38 protein-coding genes and 1 tRNA gene are annotated in these 24,605 nt (G+C 52.2%); 12 read left to right on the top strand and 27 right to left on the bottom strand.

The features are described from left to right. Positions 1–83: 83 nt before the first annotated feature. Together H6F43_RS03325 and H6F43_RS03320 are read left to right on the top strand one after the other, a co-directional pair. A complete protein-coding gene (locus H6F43_RS03325; protein WP_347272365.1) occupies positions 84–530 on the top strand; it encodes an IS5 family transposase in 447 nt (148 codons plus the stop codon). Between the two features lie 25 nt (positions 531–555). Beyond that, positions 556–1,743 (top strand): CHASE2 domain-containing protein, encoded by a 1,188-nt coding sequence (locus H6F43_RS03320; RefSeq protein WP_190340645.1) that lies wholly within the window; start codon positions 556–558, stop codon positions 1,741–1,743. A gap of 170 nt (positions 1,744–1,913) precedes the next feature. Here H6F43_RS03320 and H6F43_RS03310 read toward each other — a convergent pair whose 3' ends face one another. Beyond that, positions 1,914–2,099, bottom strand: coding sequence for a hypothetical protein (locus H6F43_RS03310; protein ID WP_190340641.1), 186 nt, complete (start codon positions 2,097–2,099; stop codon positions 1,914–1,916). Between the two features lie 663 nt (positions 2,100–2,762). Between H6F43_RS03310 and H6F43_RS03305 the strand changes: the two genes are divergently transcribed. Then, positions 2,763–3,095: a hypothetical protein gene (locus tag H6F43_RS03305; RefSeq protein ID WP_190340639.1), complete on the top strand. Its 333-nt coding sequence runs from the start codon at positions 2,763–2,765 to the stop codon at positions 3,093–3,095. A 47-nt stretch (positions 3,096–3,142) separates the two neighbouring features. Here H6F43_RS03305 and H6F43_RS03300 read toward each other — a convergent pair whose 3' ends face one another. From H6F43_RS03300 to H6F43_RS03285, 4 genes are all read right to left on the bottom strand, one after another. Next, complete coding sequence (locus H6F43_RS03300) at positions 3,143–3,397, bottom strand: hypothetical protein (RefSeq protein WP_190340637.1); 255 nt, start codon at positions 3,395–3,397, stop codon at positions 3,143–3,145. Positions 3,398–3,441: 44 nt separating this feature from the next. Continuing rightward, the gene (locus H6F43_RS03295) at positions 3,442–3,657 is read right to left on the bottom strand and encodes a hypothetical protein (protein WP_190340635.1); all 216 of its coding nucleotides are present in this window, start codon (positions 3,655–3,657) and stop codon (positions 3,442–3,444) included. Between the two features lie 20 nt (positions 3,658–3,677). Then, entirely contained in the window at positions 3,678–3,911 is a 234-nt protein-coding gene (locus H6F43_RS03290) for an excalibur calcium-binding domain-containing protein (protein ID WP_199290132.1), read from the bottom strand. A gap of 155 nt (positions 3,912–4,066) precedes the next feature. Continuing rightward, positions 4,067–5,326, bottom strand: a complete 1,260-nt coding sequence (locus tag H6F43_RS03285; protein ID WP_190340631.1) for a pentapeptide repeat-containing protein — start codon at positions 5,324–5,326, stop codon at positions 4,067–4,069. Positions 5,327–5,566: 240 nt separating this feature from the next. Here H6F43_RS03285 and H6F43_RS03280 point away from each other — a divergent pair, with 240 nt between their 5' ends. Continuing rightward, a complete protein-coding gene (locus H6F43_RS03280; protein ID WP_190340629.1) occupies positions 5,567–5,833 on the top strand; it encodes a hypothetical protein in 267 nt (88 codons plus the stop codon). A 42-nt stretch (positions 5,834–5,875) separates the two neighbouring features. Here H6F43_RS03280 and H6F43_RS03275 read toward each other — a convergent pair whose 3' ends face one another. After that, positions 5,876–6,085: a hypothetical protein gene (locus H6F43_RS03275; RefSeq protein ID WP_190340627.1), complete on the bottom strand. Its 210-nt coding sequence runs from the start codon at positions 6,083–6,085 to the stop codon at positions 5,876–5,878. Between the two features lie 291 nt (positions 6,086–6,376). On the opposite strand from H6F43_RS03275, the gene H6F43_RS03270 reads away from it, so the two are divergent. After that, complete coding sequence (locus H6F43_RS03270; protein ID WP_190340625.1) at positions 6,377–6,961, top strand: tyrosine-type recombinase/integrase; 585 nt, start codon at positions 6,377–6,379, stop codon at positions 6,959–6,961. A 144-nt stretch (positions 6,962–7,105) separates the two neighbouring features. Here the strand turns inward: H6F43_RS03270 and H6F43_RS03265 are convergent, their stop codons facing one another. Beyond that, positions 7,106–7,249: a hypothetical protein gene (locus H6F43_RS03265; protein WP_190340623.1), complete on the bottom strand. Its 144-nt coding sequence runs from the start codon at positions 7,247–7,249 to the stop codon at positions 7,106–7,108. Between H6F43_RS03265 and H6F43_RS03260 the strand changes: the two genes are divergently transcribed. Then, complete coding sequence (locus tag H6F43_RS03260) at positions 7,238–7,885, top strand: hypothetical protein (RefSeq protein WP_190340622.1); 648 nt, start codon at positions 7,238–7,240, stop codon at positions 7,883–7,885. The genes H6F43_RS03265 and H6F43_RS03260 overlap by 12 nt on opposite strands. Positions 7,886–7,913: 28 nt before the next feature. Here H6F43_RS03260 and H6F43_RS03255 read toward each other — a convergent pair whose 3' ends face one another. The 6 genes from H6F43_RS03255 to H6F43_RS03230 all read right to left on the bottom strand — a co-directional run bounded on the left by H6F43_RS03255 (position 7,914) and on the right by H6F43_RS03230 (position 10,734). Further along, positions 7,914–8,222, bottom strand: a complete 309-nt coding sequence (locus tag H6F43_RS03255) for a hypothetical protein (RefSeq protein ID WP_190340620.1) — start codon at positions 8,220–8,222, stop codon at positions 7,914–7,916. Positions 8,223–8,491: 269 nt separating this feature from the next. Next, a complete protein-coding gene (locus tag H6F43_RS03250; RefSeq protein ID WP_190340618.1) occupies positions 8,492–8,980 on the bottom strand; it encodes a hypothetical protein in 489 nt (162 codons plus the stop codon). A 26-nt stretch (positions 8,981–9,006) separates the two neighbouring features. Further along, positions 9,007–9,477: a helix-turn-helix domain-containing protein gene (locus H6F43_RS03245; RefSeq protein WP_190340616.1), complete on the bottom strand. Its 471-nt coding sequence runs from the start codon at positions 9,475–9,477 to the stop codon at positions 9,007–9,009. Between the two features lie 116 nt (positions 9,478–9,593). Further along, positions 9,594–9,890 carry a hypothetical protein gene (locus tag H6F43_RS03240; protein WP_190340614.1) on the bottom strand — a complete coding sequence of 99 codons (297 nt, stop codon included), beginning with the start codon at positions 9,888–9,890 and terminating at the stop codon, positions 9,594–9,596. A 77-nt stretch (positions 9,891–9,967) separates the two neighbouring features. Continuing rightward, a complete protein-coding gene (locus H6F43_RS03235) occupies positions 9,968–10,432 on the bottom strand; it encodes a hypothetical protein (protein WP_190340612.1) in 465 nt (154 codons plus the stop codon). A gap of 86 nt (positions 10,433–10,518) precedes the next feature. Next, entirely contained in the window at positions 10,519–10,734 is a 216-nt protein-coding gene (locus tag H6F43_RS03230) for a hypothetical protein (protein WP_190340610.1), read from the bottom strand. 185 nt (positions 10,735–10,919) lie between these two features. Here H6F43_RS03230 and H6F43_RS03225 point away from each other — a divergent pair, with 185 nt between their 5' ends. Further along, a complete protein-coding gene (locus H6F43_RS03225) occupies positions 10,920–11,141 on the top strand; it encodes a hypothetical protein (protein WP_190340608.1) in 222 nt (73 codons plus the stop codon). On the opposite strand, the gene H6F43_RS03220 is transcribed toward H6F43_RS03225, so the two are convergent. The 12 genes from H6F43_RS03220 to H6F43_RS03165 all read right to left on the bottom strand — a co-directional run bounded on the left by H6F43_RS03220 (position 11,138) and on the right by H6F43_RS03165 (position 18,399). Continuing rightward, entirely contained in the window at positions 11,138–11,422 is a 285-nt protein-coding gene (locus tag H6F43_RS03220) for a hypothetical protein (protein ID WP_190340606.1), read from the bottom strand. The genes H6F43_RS03225 and H6F43_RS03220 overlap by 4 nt on opposite strands. Continuing rightward, the gene (locus H6F43_RS03215; protein ID WP_190340604.1) at positions 11,419–11,772 is read right to left on the bottom strand and encodes a GIY-YIG nuclease family protein; all 354 of its coding nucleotides are present in this window, start codon (positions 11,770–11,772) and stop codon (positions 11,419–11,421) included. Before H6F43_RS03215 ends, H6F43_RS03220 begins: the two co-directional genes overlap by 4 nt. After that, positions 11,762–11,986 (bottom strand): hypothetical protein, encoded by a 225-nt coding sequence (locus tag H6F43_RS03210; RefSeq protein ID WP_190340603.1) that lies wholly within the window; start codon positions 11,984–11,986, stop codon positions 11,762–11,764. The genes H6F43_RS03215 and H6F43_RS03210 overlap by 11 nt, the downstream gene beginning before the upstream one ends. A 2-nt stretch (positions 11,987–11,988) precedes the next feature. Beyond that, positions 11,989–12,351 carry a hypothetical protein gene (locus tag H6F43_RS03205; RefSeq protein ID WP_190340601.1) on the bottom strand — a complete coding sequence of 121 codons (363 nt, stop codon included), beginning with the start codon at positions 12,349–12,351 and terminating at the stop codon, positions 11,989–11,991. Between the two features lie 144 nt (positions 12,352–12,495). Continuing rightward, a complete protein-coding gene (locus H6F43_RS03200; RefSeq protein ID WP_190340599.1) occupies positions 12,496–14,226 on the bottom strand; it encodes a hypothetical protein in 1,731 nt (576 codons plus the stop codon). Next, positions 14,223–15,071, bottom strand: coding sequence for a hypothetical protein (locus H6F43_RS03195; protein WP_190340597.1), 849 nt, complete (start codon positions 15,069–15,071; stop codon positions 14,223–14,225). The genes H6F43_RS03200 and H6F43_RS03195 overlap by 4 nt, the downstream gene beginning before the upstream one ends. After that, positions 15,071–15,601, bottom strand: coding sequence for a hypothetical protein (locus H6F43_RS03190; RefSeq protein ID WP_190340595.1), 531 nt, complete (start codon positions 15,599–15,601; stop codon positions 15,071–15,073). The genes H6F43_RS03195 and H6F43_RS03190 overlap by 1 nt, the downstream gene beginning before the upstream one ends. An 81-nt stretch (positions 15,602–15,682) precedes the next feature. After that, positions 15,683–16,075: a hypothetical protein gene (locus H6F43_RS03185; protein WP_190340593.1), complete on the bottom strand. Its 393-nt coding sequence runs from the start codon at positions 16,073–16,075 to the stop codon at positions 15,683–15,685. Positions 16,076–16,149: 74 nt separating this feature from the next. Then, positions 16,150–16,683: a hypothetical protein gene (locus tag H6F43_RS03180; protein WP_190340591.1), complete on the bottom strand. Its 534-nt coding sequence runs from the start codon at positions 16,681–16,683 to the stop codon at positions 16,150–16,152. Then, entirely contained in the window at positions 16,680–16,928 is a 249-nt protein-coding gene (locus H6F43_RS03175) for a hypothetical protein (RefSeq protein WP_190340589.1), read from the bottom strand. Before H6F43_RS03175 ends, H6F43_RS03180 begins: the two co-directional genes overlap by 4 nt. Before the next feature lie 185 nt (positions 16,929–17,113). Then, positions 17,114–17,335 carry a hypothetical protein gene (locus H6F43_RS03170; RefSeq protein ID WP_190340587.1) on the bottom strand — a complete coding sequence of 74 codons (222 nt, stop codon included), beginning with the start codon at positions 17,333–17,335 and terminating at the stop codon, positions 17,114–17,116. An 11-nt stretch (positions 17,336–17,346) separates the two neighbouring features. Further along, on the bottom strand, positions 17,347–18,399 hold the full coding sequence (locus H6F43_RS03165) for a hypothetical protein (protein ID WP_190340585.1): 1,053 nt from the start codon (positions 18,397–18,399) through the stop codon (positions 17,347–17,349). A 184-nt stretch (positions 18,400–18,583) separates the two neighbouring features. Here H6F43_RS03165 and H6F43_RS03160 point away from each other — a divergent pair, with 184 nt between their 5' ends. The 5 genes from H6F43_RS03160 (at position 18,584) to H6F43_RS03140 (ending at position 23,033) form a co-directional block, all read left to right on the top strand. Beyond that, complete coding sequence (locus H6F43_RS03160; RefSeq protein ID WP_242025293.1) at positions 18,584–18,832, top strand: hypothetical protein; 249 nt, start codon at positions 18,584–18,586, stop codon at positions 18,830–18,832. Positions 18,833–19,121: 289 nt separating this feature from the next. Next, positions 19,122–19,286, top strand: a complete 165-nt coding sequence (locus H6F43_RS03155) for a hypothetical protein (RefSeq protein WP_190340583.1) — start codon at positions 19,122–19,124, stop codon at positions 19,284–19,286. A gap of 430 nt (positions 19,287–19,716) precedes the next feature. Then, positions 19,717–19,914 carry a hypothetical protein gene (locus H6F43_RS03150; RefSeq protein ID WP_190340582.1) on the top strand — a complete coding sequence of 66 codons (198 nt, stop codon included), beginning with the start codon at positions 19,717–19,719 and terminating at the stop codon, positions 19,912–19,914. Positions 19,915–20,127: 213 nt separating this feature from the next. Continuing rightward, positions 20,128–22,755, top strand: a complete 2,628-nt coding sequence (locus H6F43_RS03145) for a VapE domain-containing protein (RefSeq protein WP_190340580.1) — start codon at positions 20,128–20,130, stop codon at positions 22,753–22,755. Beyond that, positions 22,752–23,033 (top strand): hypothetical protein, encoded by a 282-nt coding sequence (locus tag H6F43_RS03140; protein ID WP_190340577.1) that lies wholly within the window; start codon positions 22,752–22,754, stop codon positions 23,031–23,033. Before H6F43_RS03145 ends, H6F43_RS03140 begins: the two co-directional genes overlap by 4 nt. A gap of 264 nt (positions 23,034–23,297) precedes the next feature. Here H6F43_RS03140 and H6F43_RS03135 read toward each other — a convergent pair whose 3' ends face one another. Next, entirely contained in the window at positions 23,298–24,389 is a 1,092-nt protein-coding gene (locus tag H6F43_RS03135; RefSeq protein ID WP_190340575.1) for a tyrosine-type recombinase/integrase, read from the bottom strand. Positions 24,390–24,518: 129 nt separating this feature from the next. Next, positions 24,519–24,592: transfer RNA gene (locus tag H6F43_RS03130), tRNA-Val, on the bottom strand. Positions 24,593–24,605 lie beyond the last annotated feature (13 nt).

Below are 24,605 nucleotides of genomic sequence, written 5' to 3'. Positions count from 1 at the left end.
TGGCACCAACTTTATGAACGGTTGCTCAATGAGCCAGACTTAGAGAATCTGCTGATAGACAGCACAATTTTCCGCGCCCATGCGTGTGCGGCGGGAGCAAAAGGGGGCAACAAAGTCAAGCCTTAGGGCGGAGTCGAGGCGGCTTTAGCAGCAAACTCCATGCCCTAGTGGATGGACTGGGAACTCCCTTAGCCTTTGTGCTCACCGGGGGCGAGGTCAGCGATATTACACAAGCCGAAACGCTGCTTCACGACAGGCACGCGACTCACATTATTGCTGACAAAGGCTACGATTCCAATGCGCTCGTTGCTGCCATTGAGCAATGCGGAGCCATCGCTGTGATTCCCTCGCGCTCAAATCGCAAGCACCCCCGAGAACTGGATGCTCATCTGTACAAAGAGCGGCATTTGATTGAATGCTGGTTCAACAAGCTCAAGCACTTTCGCCGCGTCTTTTCCCGTTTTGAGAAGAAAGCGAAGAATTTTCTGAGCTTTGTTTATCTGGCTGCCTTGCTGATTGAACTTCGCTGAATTGTCAACACAACCTAGTCCCCGTGTGTTGCCGCTCTGGGGTGTAGTGGTCGCTGGATTCGTGATCGCTGCCTGTACTTTGGGTCTACGATCTCTGGGAATATTGCAACGGTGGGAACTGGAATCGTTTGACCAGCTCATGCAATTACGTCCTGATGAAGGACCCGACCAGCGACTATTTTTGGTCACGATTACTGAGCGAGATGTTCAGTCCCAACCCGCCGCTGAACGAGGAGTGGCGTCTTTATCGGATCGAGCATTGTATCGCCTGCTGACCAAGCTGAAACAAGGTCAACCACGGGCGATCGGCTTAGATATTTATCGAGATTATGCCGTTAAACCAGAGTTCTCTCAGCTTGTGAACCGGATGCAGCGCAGCGATCGCCTCGTTGCCATCTGTCACTACGGCAATCCGGGTGTTCCGCCGCCTCCAGAAGTAAAATCTCAGAGTCAAGGCTTTAATAATGTGCTGCTAGATTCGGATTCTGTGATTCGTCGGCAGTTGTTGGCAGTCAGTTCCGCCGCTCCGTGTCAAAATCGTTTCTCCTTCAATTTTCAACTTGCAATCCGCTACTTAAAGCACAAACAAATCTCTGTAAAATTTACACCAGAGGCTTACTTACAGTTAGGTTCGGTTGTATTTAGAACGATCGACGCCAACACCAATGGCTATTACAACTTAAATGCGAGTGGGCATCAAGTGATGCTAAATTATCGGGCGACTCGTCAGGTTGCTACAAGGGTCAGCCTTCAGGAGGTATTAAGCGATGACTTTGACCTCGCTGCCATTCGCGATCGCATTGTTTTAGTGGGAACAACCGATCAAAGCTTTCAAGACACTCATTGGCAGACGCCCTACAGCCAGAATCAAGGAAATGTTCAAACGACATCAGGGGTTGAGATTCAGGCACACATGGTAAGCCAAATTCTCAGTGCCGTTCTGGATCAGCGTCCGCTGATTGGGTGGTTGCCAAAACCTGTCGAAGTCATTTGGATTGGAGCTTGGGCATTAACAGGAGGGCTGCTGGCTTACAGTTTGCGCTCTCTCCTCCATTGGCTACTGTCAAGCGGCATGATGATTGTGATTCTTTACAGTAGTTGCCTTGCAATTCTAACGGTTCAAGGAGGATGGATACCTCTGGTTCCTACGGCGATCGCCTTCATCGCAACTGGAAGTACGATCATCCTTCTGCCACGCTTAAAGCGAGACTGATTATATCGTCACTTCAACGGTGTCAATACCGGGAGGAAAACTGCTGCTAACCCATACCAATGATCGTTTGATCGGTGTCGTCGCTAACACCCTGTTTAGCAAGCGAACCAAGAATCTGTTGCTGACGATCGTGTTAGGGATGCTGATGCTTTTCCTCGGGCAATGGCTCCTCAGCCCGCATTGAACAGCCGCGTCTGACTGGCAAACTTCTTGATGCCGTAGTGCTCCTCTAGTACGCCCAGCAGCTTGCCCACATACTGGTGAACCTGACTCGGTACCATTCCAGCACACCCTGCAATCTCTGCGCCTGCCTTGCCGACAGCATCGCACACCTGCGGCACTTCTCTGCCAGGCATTCCGCCATGCGATCCTGCCCAAAAAATATGGGGCAGAGTACGCGTTGAACTACGAGTGGGGAACCAGGTTGAAAGGAGCCGAAACCCCGCCTAAATAATTCGGGTAATAATTTGTCTCGACGACAACAACTTGTCACTAATGACAGCAATTTGTCACCGACGACATTTAATTTGTCACTGTTCATAAGGCATGGACACAACTGGACTCGAACCAGTGACCCCCACGATGTCAAGGTGAGGATACATTGCCTGTAAACGTGAGCAGACGGAGATTATAAGCGTTCTCAATAAGTGGTATGGCACAGAGAATACCAGATTGTTGATTTAAGCATCTGCTCAATCTCCAAGCCGTCTATCCAAGCCGTCTAAAAGTTTACCCTTCCAGGTGGTAACGGTGGTAACGCTCCCTGAAACCGCTATAGAACGCTACTTTTAGCTGTTACCACCCACAAAAACGAGGTGGTAATGCAACTGATGAGAGGTGGTAACACTCGGCAAAGTGATCGCGCTGCTGGTGACTGCTCAGATTTGAGTGGTCAAACTACCTCGGATTTGAAGGATATTGCTGACAGAGCGCAAATCCACATAAAAAATTCACTGGAGAGTTAAGGACTGCCCTTTGGTGGGCAGAAAAGGGGAGTAACACACCTCCGGATTGACTCTATGAAGATGAAGCGCCTGTTTGCCCTGCTAAGCCTGTCTGTTCTAAGCTCCCTAGCTGCCTGTTCTAGCACTGCCAAGACGAGAGAGATCTCTGCTGCCAGTATGGGCGCTGATTACCCGTTTACGGTGCCCTCTGGTGAGTTACGGTGCGAGAAGCGTGGCAGTGGAGGGGAATTGGTAATCTTTCGTTCTGGGGGAAAGGACTATGGGGTGAACGGTACGGCTCAGAGTTCTGGCTACCCTGCGATCGACCCTATCTGGAAGTCTGCTGTTCCCGGTCCCAAGGTGCAGGTAGGAACGGTTATTAAGCTGGGGCGGGATCTGTGCCAGTAGCTTTTATAGGGTGGGAGGGTTCTCTCACCCTTTGAGGAATGGCTCACTCAATCCAGTCGAATCCGTTCAAACAGCTTCATACGATCGCTGACTTCTAGGGCAAACTCAAGTTCAACGGTAGTGATGCGATCGAGGTCGATGTGATACCGAGGTCCACGGCACAAGCGCAGCTCTGACGATGCAAAGTCAATCATGAACTGATCGCCGCTCCATTGCACAGGTTGAGCTGTCTCGTAAGTGTTTGCATCATCGGGCAAATACACTTCGCAATTGCTTGAACCCAGACTTAGCTTCCATCTCATGCACAGTCATCCAGAACGACTTATCTTGAGCGCAGACCCATAATCTACTTGAGTCGAAGTACAACGCCTTGAACATCTGGGGCAGTACAGGCATCGTTCCAAGCTTTAACCACTTCCCCGTTCTGCCGCTCAAGGACGCAAGCGACTTCAGGCGATGGGAATAGCCAAGCGTGGACGTAAGGGAAGCAGGCGATCGCCGTCAGCAGTGCTGAGATGATGGCAAGTTTCCGCCAGTCGATTTCATACCAGGATCGTTTCATGCTGATGCACCTTTCTAGATTTACTTGCTCTCGCAGCCAATACCGTCTTTATCGCGGTCAAAGCGATGTGGGTCCGGCTGCTTCACTTGAAAGTTTTGATAGGTAATGTCCTTACAGTCCAAGTCCGGAGGAGCCGGAGCGATGCAGACGGTTGGATAGGAGGGATCACAACTAGCCGACTGAGCAGTCTGGGGAAGGAACGTGAAAGCAGCAACGATCGTGAGTCCGATGAGAAAGCTAACGAACCACTTCATAGGGAGTCTCATGCACATGTGCGGTTCTAAGGTTCCCAGTTTGGTCGTCTAATCTTCATCGTTGGGTCAAGCTGCAGTAGTAGCCAGCGCGGAGGAAGCGAGAACAGGGATTCTGTTGCGGTTGCAGTAGCAGCTTATTGGGGTGCTTGGCAGCTCTAGCTTCGCAATTCCTCGCAGTCTCGATTAGGGTTCAGTGTGGAGTCCTTTGGGACTTTCGTGTTGCAGAGTTTAGCCGAACTCAGTTGACTATCAATTAAGAATTTAGCAGTGCTACAGTCAGTTCCCGAAAGGCTTGCCCCTTCCAGATGGGCACCATTAAGGTTTGCCCCTTTCAGATCAGCTGTATTAAGGCTTGCTCCTTGCAGATGGGCGTCAATAAGGCTTGCTCCTTGCAGATAGGCACCATAAAGGTTTGCTCCTTGCAGATGGGCGTCATTAAGGCTTGCCTTTTCCAAATGGACACCATAAAGGATTGCCTTTTCTAAATAGGCACCAAAAAGGTCTGCCCCTTCCAGATGGGTACCAAAAAGGCTTGCCTTTTCCAAATGGGTACCAATAAAGCTTGCTCCTTGCAGATGGGCGCGATCAAGACGTGCTCCTTCCAGATGGGCACCAAAAAAGTTCACCCCTTTCAAATGGGCACCAAAAAGATCTACCCCTTCCAGATGGGTATTAAAAAGGTCTGCCCCTTCCAGATTAGTTTGACGGAAGTCAATCCTGCCTTTGTCTCGCTTAACCTTGCGCCTGCCAATTACTGTCAAAGCAGCCTGGACATCAATCGGAAACTTCTTTGCCTGCTGCCCATCGTCTCCGCTCACAGTAATTGCATTCTCTGTAGGTGAATGCTCCTGCTGCGACTCAACAGGACGCTTGTTTCTCACGTAGGCACTGAGAACTTCCATAATCGTCCAGTGATCGTCAGAAGAGTCTCTAGCAATGCGTTCCAGCGCGTAGATTGCACCTAGCCTCACTTCGATTTCCTTACTACCCAACTGTTCAACTGCCTTACTAAAGCGATCGGTGATTAAGCGCGACTCTGCCAGTTCTGAATCTTTACGAGCTTTTTTAGCATCTTCATCTAACCTAGCTTCTGCCAATTTGAGAGTGCCAGTCGCAATTCTAAGGTTGAGAAATAGGACTATCCCACCAGCTATGGTGGCGATAGTACCAATGCCACTCACAATGCTCTTCGAGACTTCCACTGAAGCGTCAAACTTCCGCTTGTTCTCTTCATTTGGAATCTGTTGGAGGCTCTGCCAGTCCTGATAAACCCTATTTGGAATCTGTTGGAAGCTCTGCCAGTCCTGATAAACCCTTTGCCCAGGAAACACTAATAAGGCACCTAATCCCACTATCACTAGTCCTGATACCAGAACGATCGCCCACGTTTTAACCGGTCTCTTTGCCTTTGTCATGGTGAAGCGGGGATAGAGAGATTGCCAGCCTTACATACCGCAGCAGGAGCCGCTATTCCCGAAGTGTCGGTAGCTATGGCAGATTGCTGGTCGTTGACACGCTGGCAAATCTTCATAAGAGATTCGCTGGAGAGTTAGGGACTGTGCTTGGCTAGGCAGAAAGAAGTGATACCCCTTCCGAACAGAAGTTATTGCGAAGGGCGCTGATGCTTTCTCTCTGATAGTAGGAGTTCTCAAGCTATGAAGTGGTTGTTAACAAGCGGACAAAGGACGTGCGTGGTCGAACTGCCTGACACTGCTGTTGATTGGGCGACGACGGCACAACCGTTGCAGTGGAGCGGGGATGAGAGCGTGATTGAGGAGGCACAGTGGGAGATAAAGTTTTCGGGAGGCTGCTCTCACTACAGATTCAACCCGCAAAAAACGATCGTGGCGGAATTGGAATACATCATGCTGAATGATCGGCGAATGGAGTGTTTTAAGCCCGTGCTGATAACCGAAGGGTAATGGACCTAGACCGTGAGGTAGTCTGTTCAGTCTGCAAATCATTCATCGTGCTAGCCGTGCCAGTCTCAGCTCGATCGCCTCTACCCTATCCAGTAGACCTCTAACCGTGTTGGGGCTGGTACCGTGCAATTCTCGATAGACGAGGGCGTAAAGCCACTCAGCGCGGCTCTGCCCTGTCTCCTGAATGATGCTGTCAACTTGGCTCAACTCATCATCACTGACCCGACAGCCGATCGTCTGATTTCGTTTCATTGTAAGAACCCTGAGAACAACACTGAGACAATGCTAACGGTGATTGCTGCTTGTGTAGTGTTCTCAGGGCAAACGTATAAAACAATCTTATGTTTCAGGCGTTATCGACGGCAGAATGGGCGTTTCAGGGACTGGTGAACGATAAGCACAGCTAAACAGACGGTGCTATAGCAGTGCGTAGGGACTACTGAACGAGAAATGGGCGTTTCAGCGCTTAAAACTGTCCGTAAAATGACCATTATTCGGACAGTTGAATTAGGATGGTAGAAGCTTACTCGACAGGTTCGATCTATGACTGCCACCCTCACTCTTCCTACACGCCAAAAGAACAGCGTTTATCGCAGTCGAGAACATCTGACGCCTGACGAGGTGAAGCGGTTGCTAGAGGCGGCAGAATTGCGCGGACGTCATCCACTGCGAGATAAGACGCTGCTGCTGCTAATGTTCCGGCACGGACTGAGAGCTGGGGAAGCCTGCCTATTGAAGTGGGATGCAGTCATGTTCGATGAGCGGGCGATCGCCATCACTCGACTGAAGGGCAGTAATAGCGGCGTGCATCGGCTCCAGCAAGACGAGTTAGACCTACTGAAAGAACTCAAAGCGACCTCTGACAGCTTCCAAGTGTTTGTAGGGGAGAGAGGCAAGGGACTCACAACCAGCGCGATCGCCAAGATAGTTGAGCGCTGTGGTGAGGTTGCAGATCTGCCCTTGCCTGTTCACGCGCACATGCTGCGGCATTCCTGCGGCTACTTCCTGGCAGAGCAGGGACTCCCTACGCGAGACATTCAGGAATACTTGGGACATCGGAACATTCAGCACACGGTACGCTACACGGCGGCAAATCCAGCACGGTTCGATCGGATTCAGTGGGGGTAAATACCTGTTAATGCCCTATCACCATGTAAAACCGATCGTGAAGATTGTGAGATCTCTGCGGTTCCCTCACTAATCTCGCTACATTCTCAAGGTACACGTGGGAGAGCAAGAGAACAAGTAAATCTGATGACACCTCAGGAAGTATTAACTGCTGCTAGGCAAGGCAACCCGCAAGCGATCGCCGCACTGATAAACCGACAGTTGCAACCAAAAGGCATCACCGCTAAAGCCAAGCTGACCGATGACTGCTTGCACGTGATGACTGAGGGCGTAACGGTGCCAGATCAAGGGGTAATTGTTCCTTTCATCACCAAGGGCGTGCGAGGGCTGAAAGTTGAGTCGGTGAGAAGCCTAGCAATCTACGGGCGAATCACTGGGGAAGATTTGCCAGCGTGGAGAGATCGAGTGGATTTGGGAGAGCTGCCACAGGCTGTCGAGGTTGAACCTGGAGTGACGCCAATTATTTCCGACGATCCGCGCAAAAAGCCTATTGCCTTGATGCCAGCGACGAAAAAGGGCAAAACAGTGGCAATTGTTTTAGGGGTCATCGCAAGCGGAGTTGTGTTGGGACTTGTCAATACTTTGAAGCCATTTCAGTCAGTGCTAACACAGCCCAGATCCTCTGCGTCAACGACCGCTGCATCGCCCCCTTCTAAAAAAGCTGATGGGTGGTTCAGGACTAAGGAAGGCTATGTTGCAGCCTTGAGCGAAGAGGATCTTGAACAGGTCATTGGTTACGCCGCAAGTAAAGACAGTCAAGCTTTCCAGTCGGCTATAACTAACGGTAAAGCAGTCTTGCTGAGAGCAGGAATCAGAGTGCATTTGGAAAAATGCCTTGGTTTTGCTTGCAATAAAGTCAAGGTGAGACCGGAAGGGCAATCGCAAGAGGTTTACACGATGAGAGAAGCGATCGAGGAAGATTAAGCGCTCCATAATTTGCTCGCTTCAAAGTTCACTGATCATCTTCTGTCGGTGGCTGATAGTCTTCATACACAGTAGGGATGCTTGTTTTGATGTGCGAGACAATCTCTGGAATTTGCTCTTTATCAAGCATCTCTAGCTCAATCGTAATAAGAAAAACGTCATTAGGTAGTTTGATATTTATAAATTTCTTGCGGCTTACTACCATTGCCTCAAAGCTGAACTTTGGTCCTTCAGACTCAACTAGCTTTCCGTTTACACGAGTTCTTGTGAACGAGGCGTTATTAACGCGCACAAATTCCTCTTCCTGCAAACCGATGTCAAAATCGTACTCAGCCACTTGAAACTCCGCGCACTCTCGCTCTCCTCTCAAGCAAAGAGGCAGGCGTAGAAGAACAGAACACTTAAACATTTCGTTTTCATCCAATAGCTTTTCCTAATTGTTACTCCATTCCTACTTCTTGTCCGCCCATCACCACTCAAAATCCGTAGCGCGTAGCAGGCAGGGTTTAGGCAAGATTATTCGGACAGCTTTGGAGGTTAGAGTAGGGGAGTTGTTAGGAAATGTTAGGATTTGCGCCTATTTCTGCCACTTCGGAGGGACTAGCCCTATCGTCCTGCCGCCAACCGCTCTAATTCTTCTGTGGACATCGATCGCACATCAGCGGCAATGTTGATCGTCGTTGCGCCAGCGTCATCCTCTGCTGGCAACCGCTTTTCGACTTCTAGGCACTTGAGACAGGCATTAAGCGCCTGCACTCGTATAGCGCTACCTTCAGCGGCAGGATTGCGAACCACGTCCCACAGCGCCTTACGGATGCGACTAAGCTCACGGTTAGCGCGTCGATCGTCTGGTTCACCCTCATCCCCTGCCTGGGGGGAAGTCTTGACTAGTTTGGGCTGAAAACCTTGCTGTGACTGAGAGCCGGAATTCGGCACGGAATGAACGGAATCAGCACAAAAGCTTCGATGCCAGTCTCGAACCGTCTGCCGTGGGACATCAGGATATTGCTGCAACACTTCATTCAGCGTCATGCCCTCCTGGAAGTGCTGCAATACCTCACGCTTCAAATGCTCAAACCGGGAAACTCTTGACACGATCGTACCTTGGTTAGCTGCGTTGACTAATCACAGTCAAACTCTTGCTCTTGCTGCGTGAGGCTGTTTGAATCCTGGCGGAATTTCTCAAGCCGTGCAGCTCTCGATTGTGCTGCTTTTTCTTCATCAGGATTCAGGGCACTCCAACCCATGGAAGCCTCGCTGATAATCTTGAATGCACCAGCAGCGGAATGAATTCGATCGCTCGGTGTCTCACCCTTTGCCAGCGGCAAAGCTGCGTTGCCCAGAACCGTACCCGCTAGACCTTGCAGCCATAACCCAGCATCGACAGCCCAGCGTTCGGCTAACTGCTGCTTTTTTAGGGTGACAAGACACGCCAGTTGCGAATCAGTAGTCATCCGGTTTCGCCAGCGCTGAATTGTGCGAGTACTGACGCCGTACTTAGCCGCAATCACCTCATCGCGGGCTACTGCTGCCTCTGCAAGGGCGATCGCGGCTAGTTCGTATTTGAAGGGACTTGAAGAACTTGCAAGCATTGGGTACTGATCCAGGCTTCTCTGCTGCCATTTTAGCGGCGACAGCATAACTGGGCTGATGCCCTTTTTTATAGCGTCAGAAAACTCAGGCGATCTCCTCTGTCGCCGCTTCTAAATTACAAGTTCGGGTCTAAACCCTTCCTCTGTCGCCGCTTCTGAATTGCAAGTTCTAGTCCATCAACAGTGCCGTACGAAATCCGGCTCACGCCTCTACGGTGCTCAAACAGGATTTCGTAATAGCGAACCCCTGCCAGGCTTAGCCGGATCTCTTTCTCGAACAAAGCTTCGTGCAAGTCCCCCGCGAGCGATGCAGTGGCGCACTTGACCAGCAGTAAGCCGTCCGCAAGCGTAACCTGAATCAGCGATCTGTCACATCCGTCAAGCCAAACATCCAGCAAAGAAGTAATCGACATGGGAGGAACCTTATGGAATCTTTCAGAGTTGAAACAGCGTATGAAAAATCGTGGGGCAGAGGTGCCCCTATCCTGCATCAGGCGATCGCCTGCACTCCAGCTAATCGGCTCCGCATTTCCTGAACCGACAGATGGCGATTCTTGCCGTGAGCATTGCGCCACTTGATTCCGTGTCGCTGGCAGAGGTCGCGTAGTGTTTTAGGCGTGTGCTTCACCGCTTCTGTTTTAGCGGCTGGCAGAGCTGGCAATAGCAGCAGATGAGGTGGCTGACTGTACAGCGGTGCGATCGTGGGAAGTGGGGAAACTGTAGCGGGTGTCTCCCACGGGTCCGGTTCCATCGGTGCGATCGGCGCTTCGATCTCTGCTGCTGGCTCCATCGGTGCCGCGGCAACTGGTAGAAAACTCCCAGTCGGCTCAGTAAAGTCGAGTTCAAGTTGACCGGGGGAAACTTTGCGGCGCGGCATGGTGAGGAGTCCTGCAACGAAGGTGAACGCGATCGCAATCTCGACAGCAGTAGCGGCATGGGTGAGTAAGTCTTGCATGGTGAAATCTCCTATGTGTTGGTTCAGCGGTGTAGCGGTGCTGAGTGGGGAGTTAGGCACTCCCCAAGCCGTCAGAGGTACTGTCTTTAGAACTGGTTCAGTACCTGATCGAGATCGCAGCGCTCTAGGTACCCTTCCTGAATTGCTGGAATGCTAGAGCGGTAAAGCTTGATGCCAGCGTTGAACCCTGCCAGGTAGCTCACGTCATCGCACATCGAACCGCGCATCATCGATCGGGTGCCGTCCTTGAAGCCCATCTGGTAGAGGGGCGCGTTAATGAAAATCGTGTCGGTTGCTAACATTGATTTGCTCCTAGTGAGTGGGGGAAGCGGTCAGATTGGCGTTTGGCGCTTCCCTCTGTTCTGTAACTACTGTATCCCGCGTTAACAAGGGAATGCAATAGCTTTGCGTAAAAGTTGTGTAAAGTTTTAGCGGGTTTTATTCCCGTGTTAACAGGCGTTAGAATGGGATTTTATCGGTCTAATCTATGCCGAATCCTAACCCTGTCCAGAATCAAGAATTCAAGGCGAAACAGTTTCGCGTGCAAGGGGATGAGCCACTCGCTAAGGTGCGGGGGGTCCGCCTGCCTCAGTCAGTGGATGCAGCGATCGAGGCGTTACCTGCAAATGAGCGCTCAGCTTGGTTAAAGCGGGTTATCTGCGAAGCGGCAGAACGGGAATTGATGAAAGAGCTGCCGTCGGAAGATTAGCAGTAGCGATCGCACTGGTTAACGGGTGAGCAGGGATAGCCGTCTAGTGATTCGCGCCAGTAGGTACCCAGCAGACAAGCGACTGACTTGTAGGGGACTTGCTTCTGTCTGAGATAGCCTTCAGCGATCGTTCTCGCTTCCTCTTTGCTGCTGGCAACGATGTAGTAGAGGTTGCTGCTGCCAGTGTGGAACAGCGTCACCATCGGGTAGCGCCATCGTTCCGGCGCGTCCGTTGCAGGTTCCTGACTGGTAGAGAATAGCTCCAACTGCTTAGGGTTCATCGCAGTAGCCACAGCAGGTAGAAGAGCAAGCAGAGCGCAATCAAACCCAGCCAAGTCCACACGCCGATCGTCCCTGCTATCTCGCGCTTTACCTCCCATGCCACCCAAAAGGGCAGACGAAACCATTCACCATCGTCTCTGACGCGATAGGCGCGGTACTGGCGATGCAGGGTGCTTTCTCGCTGGTAGGGGTCTCGATAGCGTTTTGCTGCAACCAGCGACAACCGATGAGGCGATCCGGTTTGGAGCTGGGCAAGTCGGCGCGTGGGGTCGATCGCCACGCCAATTTTATAGAGGTTGCCGCGTCCAGCACGAATGAGGTAGACAAAGCCAGATCGCTTAGGGTTCATCGCAGCCATTCACCAGTTCAGCCGTCACGTTTTCTAGTTCTTGAACCTGCCTGAGCAGAGCAATCGCTTCCTGCTTCACCTCCAACAATCGCGGCGTAAATACGGCTGTTGAGTCAGAGGCGATCGAGTCTTTGCAGTTGCGAATCGCAGCGTTGACGGTCACGGTTAGCCGTGAGACTTGCTGACGAATTCGTATCTCTTGATTGAGTGCCATTGCTATTCCTCTGACTTCTTTTGCTTCTGCGTCGCTCTCCATTGCTCCATGAAATTAGGCGGCGACGGCTGCACAAATTCTACAAATAGTTGAGACACCAATCGTTCACCCCTAGCGTGTATCTTATGGGCGAAGTGCTTGCGTCCAACGATGCGCCATTCGCAGCCCTGAAAGTCGAACAAGTCGCCTGCATTGGGTACATAGCAAAATGCTACGGTGTGGATACCAAACCGTTTGTACAACTCCAGCGCGGGTGTCGTATCAGCGAAGCTCTCAGGTAATGGAAAATCAACGTGAAAGAAGTAAGTCTTTACATTGACAGATTCTTCGATCTTCTTGGGATTGCCTAATAGAAATCTTGCCACTGGTAGAATCTCCTAGTTTTGGATGCGGGGTGCGGCTAGACGGCTAGACACCTAGACAGCTAGACGGCTAGACAGTGGTGTCTAGGCGTGTCTAGGCGGCGTCTCCTGGAAGTGTCTAGGCGTCTAGCTGTCTAGCCGTACGGGTCAGTTATTGTTAGGAAGCGCTCGGATTCGGATAGCTACTTGCTTGCTAACAGGGTTAATCGATTCGTCATACTCAAACTCATCAGGGTATTTCCGCGCCAGTTCTAGAAATGCGTTTTCCAGCACGGCTATATCCTGATTCTTGTAATACCGCGTCGTCTGCCGATACATGCCAACAGTTAGCCATTGCCCATCTAGTTCCTGAATCTTCTCCACTAGTGAGCCGAGCGCTTTCTGTTCCTTCAGAACATCCTCGGAGATTTCTACATCCTGAAACAGTCGAGCGAAGTCGCCGCCTTCCTCAGTCGTATTTGGGGAAGTACGATCGCTCAGGTAGCTAGCAGGGATGCGCTGAATTACCGGGTTATGACTAACAGAATGACCTTTATCTAACGCCTCATCTAGTAACGTTGGTCTGGTGTTGCTAGGCTGCATCGACAGCAGTAGATCCACCGTTAGCCAGTCGGGTAAGCTAATGTCTACCGTGCTGTTGTCGAGCCAAGTCACCTTTACTTTTCCGGTTGGTGCCATCGTTCCGAATGCGTCAATTGCCTCGCCGATCGTCTCTACCTTCACCGTGCTCTGGTGCAGCGTCGTGAGGATGTTTTTCACACCGGGGTAGAAGTTGGCTTGGTCTCCATGCACGACAAGAATCGGGAAGTACCCGTGCTTCGTTGCCTCTCTCAGCAGCGACTTCAGAGACGTGCCTAGACTGTCTTTGTCCTCAAACTGGTCATAACTGCCGAACTCATCCCAAACGGCGGAGAGGTTGAGCTGTTGCCCTTTGTCGATCGCTGTTTGGACTCCGCTCCACACCGATTCGATCTCTGGCATATTCTTACCGCGATCGCTGTGTCCAAACGGGTTAAGCGACTCAGGGACGAGGTTATCGACTTCTCGGTGTGGCGTTGCCCATGCAACGGTGTGACCAGGCAGCAGGATCGTTCTCAGCAGAGCCAGCTTTCGAGCGAAGGTTGACTTGCCCGTGCGCTGCAATCCGACTAGCCGGATCGGTGGAGCCTTTACCAGCTTCAGTAATTCAGGACACTCGGTTTTGAGCCGCTCTAGCAGTTCGCTAGCTGTTGAAGGTGCGTTGCCCTGCTGCTGTGGAGTTGTCGCAGTTGCAGGGGCGTCTGAGGGCATCTCGAACACGGCTTCAGCGTGAGCCTCGATCGCCCCATCTGAGGGGATGAGTGAGCGGCGGGCAATCTGGATGTACTTTTCCTGCGTGTCGGACAGCTTGAAACCACCCGCTTTTGCGGCTTCAAACTGCTGCACAATTCGCGCGGGTCCGCCTTCCTTGCGGGATTCTGCCAGCAGCTCTTCATTACTCAGTCCCAGTACGGGATGAGCACTACTGGCGCACTCGTCTAGAAGCGCCTGTTGACGACCGGATAGCTTCATGTGGTTGGCTTTTGCCCACAGCAACTCCTGAGCCACCCGGTCTTCCCCTACCTCCTGCACATAGGCAGCGAGTTTCTTGGGCGGCAGGATGGGCGCGATCGCCCCCGCTTGTAGGCAGTCAAACCTCTTTTCCTCACGGTCATCCGCCTTCCAATACAGCGCTGCCGCGATTGCCACGCCTGCCAGCACTCCGATCGGGCTGGCAGTTGCAATCCACAGCACACCCGTCAGAACCATGCCGCCAACGGCAACGTACTGTGAGCCTTCACCCTCTTCTTTAAGTTCAAACATTTGATGCCGCCGTATTGGGGTTAGCTTGCCGTTCATGCCGCCTCCTTGGAGAGGTACAGCCGCAGCAGCCAGCCCGTGAACAGCGTCGTGACAACGCAGATGCCAGCGTTAAACCAATCGATTAGGGCTAGATTCTGCGTCACGATCAGCAGCCAGACGGAGTTAATCGCGATCGGCGGGAAGGTGTAGACGGAGACGCAGATATCGATAATCAGAGCGATCGTCGCCTGCCGCTTCAAGGTCTGCCGTCTGCTGCGACTTGCGACCTCTAAATCGTCTTTCAGGTCGCTTCTGCTATCCACCTGAAGCTCTTCCCGCTCCTTCTGGCGGCGAACCTCTTCCCGCCCGGAATCCAGAACCTTCTGAAAGTCGTTCTGAAAGAGAATCCAGCGAAACTGGTTCAGGATGATCAAAGCAGAGACAACAGCCCCCAGCGCAGCGGCAAAGATCGCCTCAGGTGGAACCTGAACAGAAGCACAAATTACAGCGGTGATACCCGCTAGCACCAGCGCGATACGTCTGGATTGCCTGTAGCTCATCTTTTTGGATGCATCCGCAACGCCATAGGTTAGCCAGTACGAGGATAGGCAAAGGGCGATCGTTGCCAGTAGAAAGGCAACCACGCTAATCCCGCGCAGAAAGCCAACCATACCGGGGATTCTGCCGATCAGGATGCTAGCCAGTTGCAGGTAGGGGATAAAGTTGATGCCCACAACCACAATCAGCGCCAGAAAGACAAACACGCCGATCGCGGTAACGCTGCTCTTGGTAGCGTGATCCAAGGTCTGAGGCGGAATCGGGCTGTTGTTGACGGGGAAGCGGGTTTGAGGTTGGGGAGTATCTTGTGGAACGGTTGCTGTGGATCGGTTTTTGAGTGCCATTACTTTGCCTCCATACGTTTTCTGAAACTCTGAAATTCTGGTCCTTGGCTTGAGATGACCTGCGTAACGATCGGGCGCATAATTTGCTGCCGCGTCACGGGGTCAAACTTGCCTGTGGGGTGAGCAATGACCAGACCCGTGCCGCCGCCAAAATCACAGACCATACTGCCAGCAGAAACGATCGTGCCGTCCAGTCGGTGGGCAGGCTCACCCGACACAACCCGCTGCACGGCGACGCAGTTCGGGTTTTTATAGCGGTCCTCTGCGATCTGGTTTTGTCCTGCTGCAATCTGATTCAGCGCTTGCTGGCGCTGCTGTTCAGCTAGCAGAGGTCGAAGTTCATTACCTGCCTGCTGGTTCTGTCGCTGGTTTTCGAGCAGCCCAGGCGTGGCAAAACCAAGAGCAATAAGGGCGAAAATAGCACCCCCAATTAGCAGTCCGTGATCTTCTACCCAGTCCGTGTTGAGCACTACGCGAGGGCGAGTGGGCGGACTGGGGGTGCTACGCAGTAGCTCTTCCAGGTCTTTCATGGGTGATTTTTGAGTAATGAGCAGTAGCAGTGAGTGAAGCAGGGACGATCGGCGTGTCGCAGAACGATCGCCCCTCTGCGTCTATTCGTCGTCCAGGGATCGGAGGTCCTGATGCTCAGTGCCCACCTTCACCGACTCGATCGCTGCTGCAAGTTCTTCGGGCGACTTCTTCAACGCCTCGCGCCATATTTGGAACGGCTTTTGGTCGCTTCGTAGTGCTTGCACAAGCTGTTCAACCAAGTCGAGCGCAACAGCAGGATCGGGACTCCCAAGGGACCGAGCAATCGTTGAAACTTTGCCATTGCCGGGACCGTGTAGCTGAAGGCTGTCTCGCGCATCTTCGATCGACACAGCAACATAACCTCCCTCTTCCAACTGGTCAAACCCTTCTTGCAAGTAGATTCCAAGCGCTGCTAGCAATTCGCCAATCTCGGATACCCATAGGTCAGACAGGTCAATCTCTGAAGTGGTCATAATTTTCTCGATTGTGAGTAGTGATGAGTAAGGGGAGATCGCGCCATGAGCTGGGGCTATCGCCCCTATGCGGTCTATTCGGCAGTAGGAAAGAAGATCGGTTGCAATCGGTCCTTAGGGACGTAAAAGCCCTTGAACTGCTGCCATGCGGCGGCAACGTTGTCCTGAGCGTGTTGGGTGCGAGGTAGACAGGGATGATCGGCGGCAATGACAAGCGCTGCCTGCTGTGCCACCTGTGCGTTCATACCGTCTTCTAGCAGCACTGTTCTCACATCGTCGTAGCGCTCAGCATCGAACACGATGGGCGGTGCCTCGTACAGGAAGTTCGAGATCGCCAGCAGGAAGCCGATAAGCAGCGGTTCGCTGATTTCTGTCTGCAACCGTTCGAGGATGTCCTTGACTTCCCCCGTCTGCTCTAGCGGGTTATCGTCAGCAGCAGCCAGCAGGTCATATTCATTGGTGTCATCTGCGATCGCGGCTAGAAATTGGCTAACGATACTGCTGAGAACAAGCTGTTCGATGAAGGTAATTTCTTGCAGGTTGGACCCGTAATGTTCAGAGATGCCGCGAGTTGAATCGGTGTCGATGTAGTAGGTGAGCGGCTTCATGCTGCATCACCTCCATTCATGAACGATGCAGGGTAGAGGAAGCTGAAGGGCGCAGCAGCGCTAGGTGTGCAGCTGGGACATTCACAATCTGTATCGCCTTCAGCAGCGTCGGGAAGATCCACCTGCGGCAGTTCTGCCAGCATTGCGTCTAGATAGTCGCTGAACTCTGACGAGTGCCCATCGGCATCGATCGGCAGGTCGCGCCATTGACGCGCTTGGGCGTCGTAGATGGAGATCTGTAACATTGGAAGTAGCTCCGTTAGTAGTGTTTCGGGGTGAGAGCCAGTCCTAGCCGTGAGAAGTGAGGACTGGCTTTAGCGTGGGCAGATGCTCTGATGCTGGGTGTACAGCGCTTGCAGGACGACGATCGACAGCAACATAGATTCGATGAAACTGATGGAGCGGAGCCGGAAGCGGTGGCGTTTGCAACTCATGCCCACTCGGTAATGTCGCTAAATTCATCGTCTGGAAGTTGGGACGGTGGCTGCTCTGCCGCAGTGGTGGCAGGTGCGACGGCATGACCAGGGCACCCGTTAGAAGCAAACCAGCAGCCGATAACGTGATGTACCGCTAACTTTGGATCGTCAGTTCGCAGTTGCCGCATGAGTTCCCGAATTGCAGGCTGATAGCCTCGCTCGATCGATACACGCATGACGATGACTCCTAGAGGCTATCAGCCTTACGAACGGCATAGGCATACAAACCACGAGCATTAGCCCACAATGGATCGCTCAATACCTTGATGTTGCGTTTTGCCAGCAGCGTTTCAATTCCTGGTAGGCAGGCTCCACCACCGATCGCAATCAGCGCGGTTGCAGATGCCATCCGTTCTTCGGTCGGTCGCACCATCGGCTTGAGGACGCGATCGACCCACAATGGCAGTTCAGCGCGGTAGGCATCCTTGAAATTCCAATCCGGGTGCTGAGTCCCATAGGTGAACGTGCGGTTCTCGATGCCAGCACGAATCAAGTGACGATCGCCCTCTTTCAGCAGCTTTGAGCGAACTTGCTTGTTTATGGCAATGGCATCGATCAGCGACTCAGCCCCGCCATTCTGGGAGTAGCGGCGATCTGTCATCTTGAGTCCGTTGAAGCCGCTGATAATCAGCGTTCCATTCCCCAGGTCATACAGCAGCGCGTTGGTCGTGTCGCACTGCTTCTGATAGTGGATGATGGCTCCACAGCCTTCCTCCAGCACGGCTGCAACCGACAGATGCACCGTCGATCGTTTCTTGCCCATCAGAACCGTATGGGTACCTTCAAGAGCACTTTTAAGCAGGCTACCGAGCGTTTCCCCGTCGTGGATGCTGCACACAGCGCATAGGTGCCACTCAGAGCGGTAAGGCAGCATCGACAGGGCAGACAGCAGCAGTTGCAGCCCTAAATCGGCTTTTCCAAGGGAGGTATCAAACACGCGGTAAGCAGCGCGTAATCCTTGGTAGTAGGCGTTCAGTCCGCCTACCCATTGCTTCCCTATTAAGTCAGCGCGATCGCCTGCGTGGTATTCGACATAGCCAGAATCGATCGCCATTGATGCCTGTTCAGACAGGTAGTGAACGTAGCTATCGAGGCGAATTTCACCGTTTCCCGTGACGAGCTTCAGCGCTCCGTTGCCAACGTCAACGCCGATCGGGGTAGCACTGGCAAGTTTGCCATTACTGGCAGTATCAGGCAGGGTTGCCGTGATTTTTAGGGGGTTTTCTACGTCAACAATCATTCAAAATCCCTCTCAAAGTATTGATGCACAAAGGGCAGAGGCTTATTCACGACTCACTGGCAGATGTGCCCAATGTGGCTGTTTTTGCCAAGTTTGCCGCTCTATGTCTCGTATGGTAGCATAGGTTCCAATGCTGTCAACATTGGTACCAATGCGAAAACTATTGAAACCAATGCTTACTGCTATGTACCCCTTAAAGGAGGCTAAGATTCTTATGTCGCAGTCGATCGGCTCATACATGGCAAAGTTTTCGGACGTTACCAAGAGAACAACCATCACGCTTCCAAAAGAAGTTTTTGAGAGCCTGGAAGAATGGGCGGATGGTGAAGGGCGTCCAACCGCCAACCTTGCAGCGTTTCTAGTTGAGGTTGCAGTGCGGATTAAATACCCCGATCGCTTTCCACCAAAAATCAAGTCAGGTGAGCCACAGTGATTGCCGACTATTAGCCGAATTCGGCTAATAGTCAGTTAATTTATATGCTTGCCAGCAGTTCGTTATTGCAGTGCGGCGATCGTCTGTGGGCGGGCGCGGTGCTGTGAGGTCGCGCAAATATAAAGTTTTTAGCCCTAAAGCATATTTCTGTATCAGTCACTACACTATTGCGTGCAACATATTGCTCGGCATGGTGTATGTTTCCAGTAGCGTTCCGTGTACTAGGCTCAAAACGCTACTGATACGGGTATTTTCAGGTGCAGTACACTATATGTAGTGGAGGGAATTTATGCCTGTACTAACGATCCGGTTCACCCAAGATGAATATGCCGCGCTTGTGAGGCTATCTCAGGAAACCCAAATTCCACGGGGCTCAATTTGCCGCGCTGCCATCAAACCGATCCTCAAGTCCGCTGATAGCCCTGAAAAGCAAGAACCCCCAAAAGCAGCCTAGTTTCAGCTAGAAGCTTTGGGGGTTTGTCTTTTTAGAGATCATCCGAAAACGTTTCACCGACCAAGATTCAACGTTTCGGGGTCACGTCCCTCCGCCTAAGTGGGGGACTCATCACTACTCAGGAGCAGCAATGCGTATGAGAGTAACTTTTGCCCGCTTCAATCGTCAAGAACTTTCTTGCCTCAATTTTACCGCAGAATCCCCACGGAAGGACCGTAGTTTCTTTTTGGGAGGGCGGCATGAGTGACTTCACTTCAGCTTCGCTCTCGGATCATCGCTACGGCAGCTGTCGCATTTGTGGATCCCCGATCGCTATCCCCGGTTTAGATGCCGAACTGTGTTCAAACCCTTCTCGCACCTGCGGATCGAGCGGATGGGTTTCGGACGTGCAATGGTTGCGCTCTCATCCTAACTGGAAGGGGAGCGGCAAATGAACCCATCACAGTTCGATCTCGACTTCCAAACACTACTTGCCTCATTCAGTGCGATCTCGCAACTGAAAGGGCAACTGCAACAACAATTCGTACTGAACCGAGTTGCAGCCTTCCACGGCTTACCGAGAGCAGAATTTCGGCGGCTCTACTCGATCTGGCTGATGGAGCAGACGGGAGGGCGGAGCAATGGGTAAGTATCAGCCTGTCTGCAATGAGGATCGCTGCTGCAAAACGAAGCGAACCATCATTCACAACTCACTGTATTTTGATGTGCGCCTATGCTTCCAGTGCGGGCATATGTTCATGAGCTATTGCCCAAACAGCGCACTCAACGTTGAGCGAGAGTTTGAACGCTGGCGCTGGATCGTAAAGCAAGAGTTTCTTTCACCGAAAGGGGGAATTTTGCGATGAATTACTCTCCCTCAGGTTTTGAGCAAAAGATCAAACGCGAATGTATCGAAGAAAGCGCGATCGCTCCTGCGTTAGTCGATGAGGCGATCGACTTCATTGAAGAAACGGGGCGATGGGAGCCGAATGAGGCTCTAGGTTGGGAAGTCAAACCGAACTGGCAGACGAAGCGACCGCACAGCTTTGGAGCGATCGCCCGGTTCATCAATGAGGACCGCTCATTCTGGCAAGCCAAACCAGAGAACCCACGGGTAATTGATGGCAAGCCGATCAAGTACGAAACACCTGTAGGCAACGGTTCACGGGCGTTTCTGCCTCCGACTCCCGTTGTGATACGTCAGCTAATCAGTCAGCGATACGGTGTTGAGTTCCCCTCTGACGGGTCTTTCTGGGACTTCATAGCAGACCATCCAGAGATCCCGATCATCGTTACAGAGGGCGCTAAAAAATCGCTCTGTCTGCTGAGTTTGGGGTACGTGGCGATTGCCCTTTACGGGGTTGATTGCGGCACTTGCAAAAGTCAGGACGGACCGGAGAATCAGCGGCACTTGATTCCAGACCTGGAAAGGTTTGCCCACCCTGATCGATGCTGGATTGTGGCATTCGATGAGGACTCGAAGCCGGAAACGCGCAGCAGGGTTAACTGGGCAACATTGAAGTTGGGGCGGGTGCTGAAAGCGACGGGTGGCAATGTTGTCATCGCCACTTGGAGCAATGCCGACGGGAAGGGTGTTGATGATTTGGTGGCTCAGTCTGGCGGCGCGGCATGGGAAAGCGCCTACGCTACCGCAATTCCGTTTGAGCAGTGGAAGGTTACTCACCGAACCAGCACGGCAGATTACAAATCACTGTTTGAGTCAGATATTGACCCCTCTGAGTTGCTGTCAGGGCTTCAGAAGGATTGGGACGGGCTAGAGACTGGCGAGAAGCGTAAGCTGATTAAGGGCGCGGTAGAGAGAGCAGTTGCTTATCTTCCAAAGCTCGAAACCAACAAACTGCTTGAAACCCTTGGGCTTGACCCAAAAAACAGCAAAGATTGGCTTGAACAGCTTGCCACTGCGCTGATCGAGCGCTTGCAGAAGACGAATCAGGTCGAAAAGCTGGCAGAGCTGAAAGGCGGGTATCTGTGGTCGGTAATTTTTGAAAAGTCTTGCCTGTGCGACTATTTGAGGCTGATCCAGAGCTTTGGCGATCGCCTGCGATTCAACACGCTGAAAAAGCAAGTTGAGCTAGACGGGAATCCGTTTCCGGTTGGCACAGCAGCAGTCGAACTGGAGATTCAGTTCGGGTTTGAGCCTAAATCGGGATCGAGTTTCCCTGCGGTGCTGCTGAAGGCGGCGAAACGCAACGCCTACAGCCCGATCGTCCAATACCTCGATCGAGTGTCTGATGAACACGGTGAAGACACCTCGATCCTTGAAGGAATGGCGCGGCGCTACTTTGGGCAGTCGGAGCCGATTTACAACACGATGCTGATGCGGACCCTGGTAGGTGCGGTAGCCCGTGCTTACCAACCGGGGTGCAAGATGGATACTGCGTTGATTTTGCAGGGCGAACAGGGTGCCCGAAAGTCCACTTTCTTCAAGGTTTTAGCAGGTGGAGACGAGTACTTTGACGATTCGATCAGCAACATTGGGGAGAAAGACGAAAAGCTGAAGCTCCATCGCGTTTGGGTTGCTGAGTTGGCAGAGCTAGAAACCGTGGTCCGACGCAAGGACGTTTCTGCAACGAAAGCGTTTTTGTCTTGTACCGTCGATTACGTCCGACCTCCCTACGGGCGCGACGTAGAGGAAATGCCTCGATCGTCAGTCATAGTCGGAACTACGAACCAACCTGAATTTCTGTCTGACCCCACTGGAGAGCGGCGCTACTGGGTGATTCCAGTCCTGAAAGAGATCGACATCCCTCTGCTACAGGAGGAACGTGATCGCGTTTGGGCGGCTGCGGTGGCTCTCTACAAACGGGGTGAGCAGTGGTGGCTGACCAACCTTGAAAGAGTCGCGGCGGCGCAAATCGCAGAGCAGTTCCAAACTAGCGACCCGTGGGAGGAACGGATTGAAATCTACGTCGATGTGCTTGAGAGCGTGACCGTAGACCAGATCCTCGAATCGGTGCTTCAAATTGAAATTGGGAAGCGCGACAAGGCAAGTCAGATGCGCGTAGCTGGCATTTTGACGCAGATGGGCTGGCGGAAAGTCACCAAGCGAATCGACGGTAAGGCTGTCAAAATCTGGCAAAAGCCGTCTCTACCTGAGAAGTCGTCACCCACGCCCCCAGCAGAGCCAACACCCCCAGCAGCGGAATCGACGGAATCAGCAGAACCCGATCGGGCTGCTGCTGACAGGGACGCGCAAATCAACTCCATAGCAGAGCGAATGTCTCAATGCGGCAGCAGTAGCGAACTTCAAAAGCTTAGAGACGATTTCTCAAAAGAGCTTTGTAACGAAGCTTGGAAGCGCCTTCCCACGAAAGCGGAGAAACAGCGGATTGAGCAACTAATGAAACAACCTGCTTCCAGCCAGCAACTTGAAACAGATCCTAGGTTCTCACAGATGGCGGCAACCATCGATTCCAACCACATCGACGGCTACATCGAAGATCCAGACTTTGAGGGGGATGTTCGATGAAATCTCCAACGGCGCAACAGTACGTCACTTGGCATAAGGCTTGCGAGTTGCTGGCAGTGGGCGATCGCCCCATCTCTCGAAACACTTTGAATCGGCGGCGGAAAGCTTGCACAGCAGCGGGGCGCTGGATCGAGGGATTGCACTGGAAAGTCACTGAGAGCCGCGAAATTGTCTACAGCCGATTCCTGCTGGAAGACTGGCAGCAGAACTACAACAATCCTGCGAGGCACCAAGCCGCGATCGAGACAGCCCTTAAGAGCCTGCAAAAGACCGCATAACCTCTGCCCTACTCACTACCACCTTTAAGGGCAGAGGTGGTAACGCCCGTTTTGGAGGTGGTAACAGTATCGGTGAGTTGCTGAAATCTACACAGCAAGCCAGTCTCAAAGGCTTGCTGTTTTTTATTGCCCCTGCTTCTGTTACCACCTGTTACCACCTTCCTGGATAAGGTGGTAACAGGGTGAAAGGTCTATGGGGAATGGCTTTTAGCTGCTGCGTTACCACCGTTACCACCTTTTTCTATAAAAAAGAAAGTTAAAAAGTTAATCAGTCAAGATGTCAGGCAACTCCGATCTTCTCCGAACATTCCCGATGTAATGGGTGTAGATGGTGCGTGGGGAGTTGCCTAGCAAATCAGCCACTTCAACCGGAGATAGCCCCAAATCTAAAAGATGATTTGTGGCAGTAGAGCGGGTTGCGTAGGGTTTGCGGTATTCGATGCCTAATTGCCTGAGAATCGGCTTCCAGGCTCTGTTTCTAAAATTGTGATCGTCGATCGGTTTGCCCTGTGGCGTCGTGAATACCAAATCATCGGGCGCTGCACTGTCAGTGCGACGGGCGATAAGGAGAGAAGTTAAGCGGTTGTTGAGCGGCAGTTCTCGCGCCTTGTTTGTCTTAGTTTCCTTACGATCGCCTCTCGACAAAGCTTCTCCAATCCAGATAGACCGACAGTCAGCAGCAACTGATCTCCACCGCAGTCCTATCAATTCCCCGGTTCGCATTCCAGTACAAAAGGCAAACTCAACGTAATCTGCGAAATAGTCGTAGGTGGGGTGAGATCTGAAAGCGTCAATGATGCGTTTCATCTCCTGCTGGGTAAATGGAGCGGGGCGGCGCTTCACAGGAACACGCACTCTTACCCCACTCCAGGGATTGCTTGTGACAAGCTGCCGTTGGATGCCCCACTGCCAGCAAGCTTTTAGCAGTCCAATTCGTTCCGAGGTGGTAACAGGCTCCAATCGAGTCAGCAGCCACTCACGGAATAATTCAGCATCTTCTGGGGCGATCGCCGCAGCGCTTCTCTGCTTGAAAAAGATCTCAAGATGCCCTAGCAGCCCGGTGTACTTTTCGAGTGAGCGTTGCTGAATCGAAGTCTTGCGCTTGTAGGCAATAAATTTCTCAAACAGCTTGCAGACAGTTATCGCGGCAGTCTGCTGATCTGCTGCTTTGTATTTGTTCAGAGTGCGGTCGAAGTTGCCACTAAGGATGTCTGCCTCAATGGTTCTCGCTCTGCCTTCGGCAACCGTCCGCGCTAACGGCGTGTCTTCAAAACCTAAAGACAGGCAATGGCGCTTACCGTCGTAGCTCCATCGCAGCCGTAACCACCCCTTGAAGGCTTCGACCCGAACTTTCATATACCACTCGCATACCAGCCCAACGCCTCAACCTGGCATAACTTGGTACAAGTTGGTATAGCCTTATTGCAAATCAACGCTCTAATTTAGCCCTTTCTTTAAGGCTTGAAACCCTTACTGTGTAAGGAATGGACACAACTGGACTCGAACCAGTGACCCCCACGATGTCAACGTGGTGCTCTAACCAACTGAGCTATGCGTCCGAACGGTATATCA

The organism is Leptolyngbya sp. FACHB-36, assembly GCF_014695955.1.
GTDB lineage: Bacteria > Cyanobacteriota > Cyanobacteriia > Leptolyngbyales > Leptolyngbyaceae > FACHB-36.
This window is presented reverse-complemented; position numbering and strand designations above follow the sequence as displayed.

Excerpts from the sequence above, each read along its gene's own strand:
- H6F43_RS03310 (WP_190340641.1), bottom strand. The coding sequence starts at position 2,099 with ATGCCTGGCAGAGAAGTGCCGCAGGTGTGCGATGCTGTCGGCAAGGCA.
- H6F43_RS03305 (WP_190340639.1), top strand. The coding sequence starts at position 2,763 with ATGAAGATGAAGCGCCTGTTTGCCCTGCTAAGCCTGTCTGTTCTAAGC.
- H6F43_RS03300 (WP_190340637.1), bottom strand. The coding sequence starts at position 3,397 with ATGAGATGGAAGCTAAGTCTGGGTTCAAGCAATTGCGAAGTGTATTTG.
- H6F43_RS03295 (WP_190340635.1), bottom strand. The coding sequence starts at position 3,657 with ATGAAACGATCCTGGTATGAAATCGACTGGCGGAAACTTGCCATCATC.
- H6F43_RS03290 (WP_199290132.1), bottom strand. The coding sequence starts at position 3,911 with ATGAAGTGGTTCGTTAGCTTTCTCATCGGACTCACGATCGTTGCTGCT.
- H6F43_RS03285 (WP_190340631.1), bottom strand. The coding sequence starts at position 5,326 with ATGACAAAGGCAAAGAGACCGGTTAAAACGTGGGCGATCGTTCTGGTA.
- H6F43_RS03280 (WP_190340629.1), top strand. The coding sequence starts at position 5,567 with ATGAAGTGGTTGTTAACAAGCGGACAAAGGACGTGCGTGGTCGAACTG.
- H6F43_RS03275 (WP_190340627.1), bottom strand. The coding sequence starts at position 6,085 with ATGAAACGAAATCAGACGATCGGCTGTCGGGTCAGTGATGATGAGTTG.
- H6F43_RS03270 (WP_190340625.1), top strand. The coding sequence starts at position 6,377 with ATGACTGCCACCCTCACTCTTCCTACACGCCAAAAGAACAGCGTTTAT.
- H6F43_RS03245 (WP_190340616.1), bottom strand. The coding sequence starts at position 9,477 with ATGCTTGCAAGTTCTTCAAGTCCCTTCAAATACGAACTAGCCGCGATC.
- H6F43_RS03240 (WP_190340614.1), bottom strand. The coding sequence starts at position 9,890 with ATGTCGATTACTTCTTTGCTGGATGTTTGGCTTGACGGATGTGACAGA.
- H6F43_RS03235 (WP_190340612.1), bottom strand. The coding sequence starts at position 10,432 with ATGCAAGACTTACTCACCCATGCCGCTACTGCTGTCGAGATTGCGATC.
- H6F43_RS03230 (WP_190340610.1), bottom strand. The coding sequence starts at position 10,734 with ATGTTAGCAACCGACACGATTTTCATTAACGCGCCCCTCTACCAGATG.
- H6F43_RS03225 (WP_190340608.1), top strand. The coding sequence starts at position 10,920 with ATGCCGAATCCTAACCCTGTCCAGAATCAAGAATTCAAGGCGAAACAG.
- H6F43_RS03220 (WP_190340606.1), bottom strand. The coding sequence starts at position 11,422 with ATGAACCCTAAGCAGTTGGAGCTATTCTCTACCAGTCAGGAACCTGCA.
- H6F43_RS03215 (WP_190340604.1), bottom strand. The coding sequence starts at position 11,772 with ATGAACCCTAAGCGATCTGGCTTTGTCTACCTCATTCGTGCTGGACGC.
- H6F43_RS03210 (WP_190340603.1), bottom strand. The coding sequence starts at position 11,986 with ATGGCACTCAATCAAGAGATACGAATTCGTCAGCAAGTCTCACGGCTA.
- H6F43_RS03200 (WP_190340599.1), bottom strand. The coding sequence starts at position 14,226 with ATGAACGGCAAGCTAACCCCAATACGGCGGCATCAAATGTTTGAACTT.
- H6F43_RS03195 (WP_190340597.1), bottom strand. The coding sequence starts at position 15,071 with ATGGCACTCAAAAACCGATCCACAGCAACCGTTCCACAAGATACTCCC.
- H6F43_RS03190 (WP_190340595.1), bottom strand. The coding sequence starts at position 15,601 with ATGAAAGACCTGGAAGAGCTACTGCGTAGCACCCCCAGTCCGCCCACT.
- H6F43_RS03185 (WP_190340593.1), bottom strand. The coding sequence starts at position 16,075 with ATGACCACTTCAGAGATTGACCTGTCTGACCTATGGGTATCCGAGATT.
- H6F43_RS03180 (WP_190340591.1), bottom strand. The coding sequence starts at position 16,683 with ATGAAGCCGCTCACCTACTACATCGACACCGATTCAACTCGCGGCATC.
- H6F43_RS03175 (WP_190340589.1), bottom strand. The coding sequence starts at position 16,928 with ATGTTACAGATCTCCATCTACGACGCCCAAGCGCGTCAATGGCGCGAC.
- H6F43_RS03170 (WP_190340587.1), bottom strand. The coding sequence starts at position 17,335 with ATGCGTGTATCGATCGAGCGAGGCTATCAGCCTGCAATTCGGGAACTC.
- H6F43_RS03165 (WP_190340585.1), bottom strand. The coding sequence starts at position 18,399 with ATGATTGTTGACGTAGAAAACCCCCTAAAAATCACGGCAACCCTGCCT.
- H6F43_RS03160 (WP_242025293.1), top strand. The coding sequence starts at position 18,584 with ATGTACCCCTTAAAGGAGGCTAAGATTCTTATGTCGCAGTCGATCGGC.
- H6F43_RS03155 (WP_190340583.1), top strand. The coding sequence starts at position 19,122 with ATGCCTGTACTAACGATCCGGTTCACCCAAGATGAATATGCCGCGCTT.
- H6F43_RS03150 (WP_190340582.1), top strand. The coding sequence starts at position 19,717 with ATGAACCCATCACAGTTCGATCTCGACTTCCAAACACTACTTGCCTCA.
- H6F43_RS03145 (WP_190340580.1), top strand. The coding sequence starts at position 20,128 with ATGAATTACTCTCCCTCAGGTTTTGAGCAAAAGATCAAACGCGAATGT.
- H6F43_RS03140 (WP_190340577.1), top strand. The coding sequence starts at position 22,752 with ATGAAATCTCCAACGGCGCAACAGTACGTCACTTGGCATAAGGCTTGC.
- H6F43_RS03135 (WP_190340575.1), bottom strand. The coding sequence starts at position 24,389 with ATGAAAGTTCGGGTCGAAGCCTTCAAGGGGTGGTTACGGCTGCGATGG.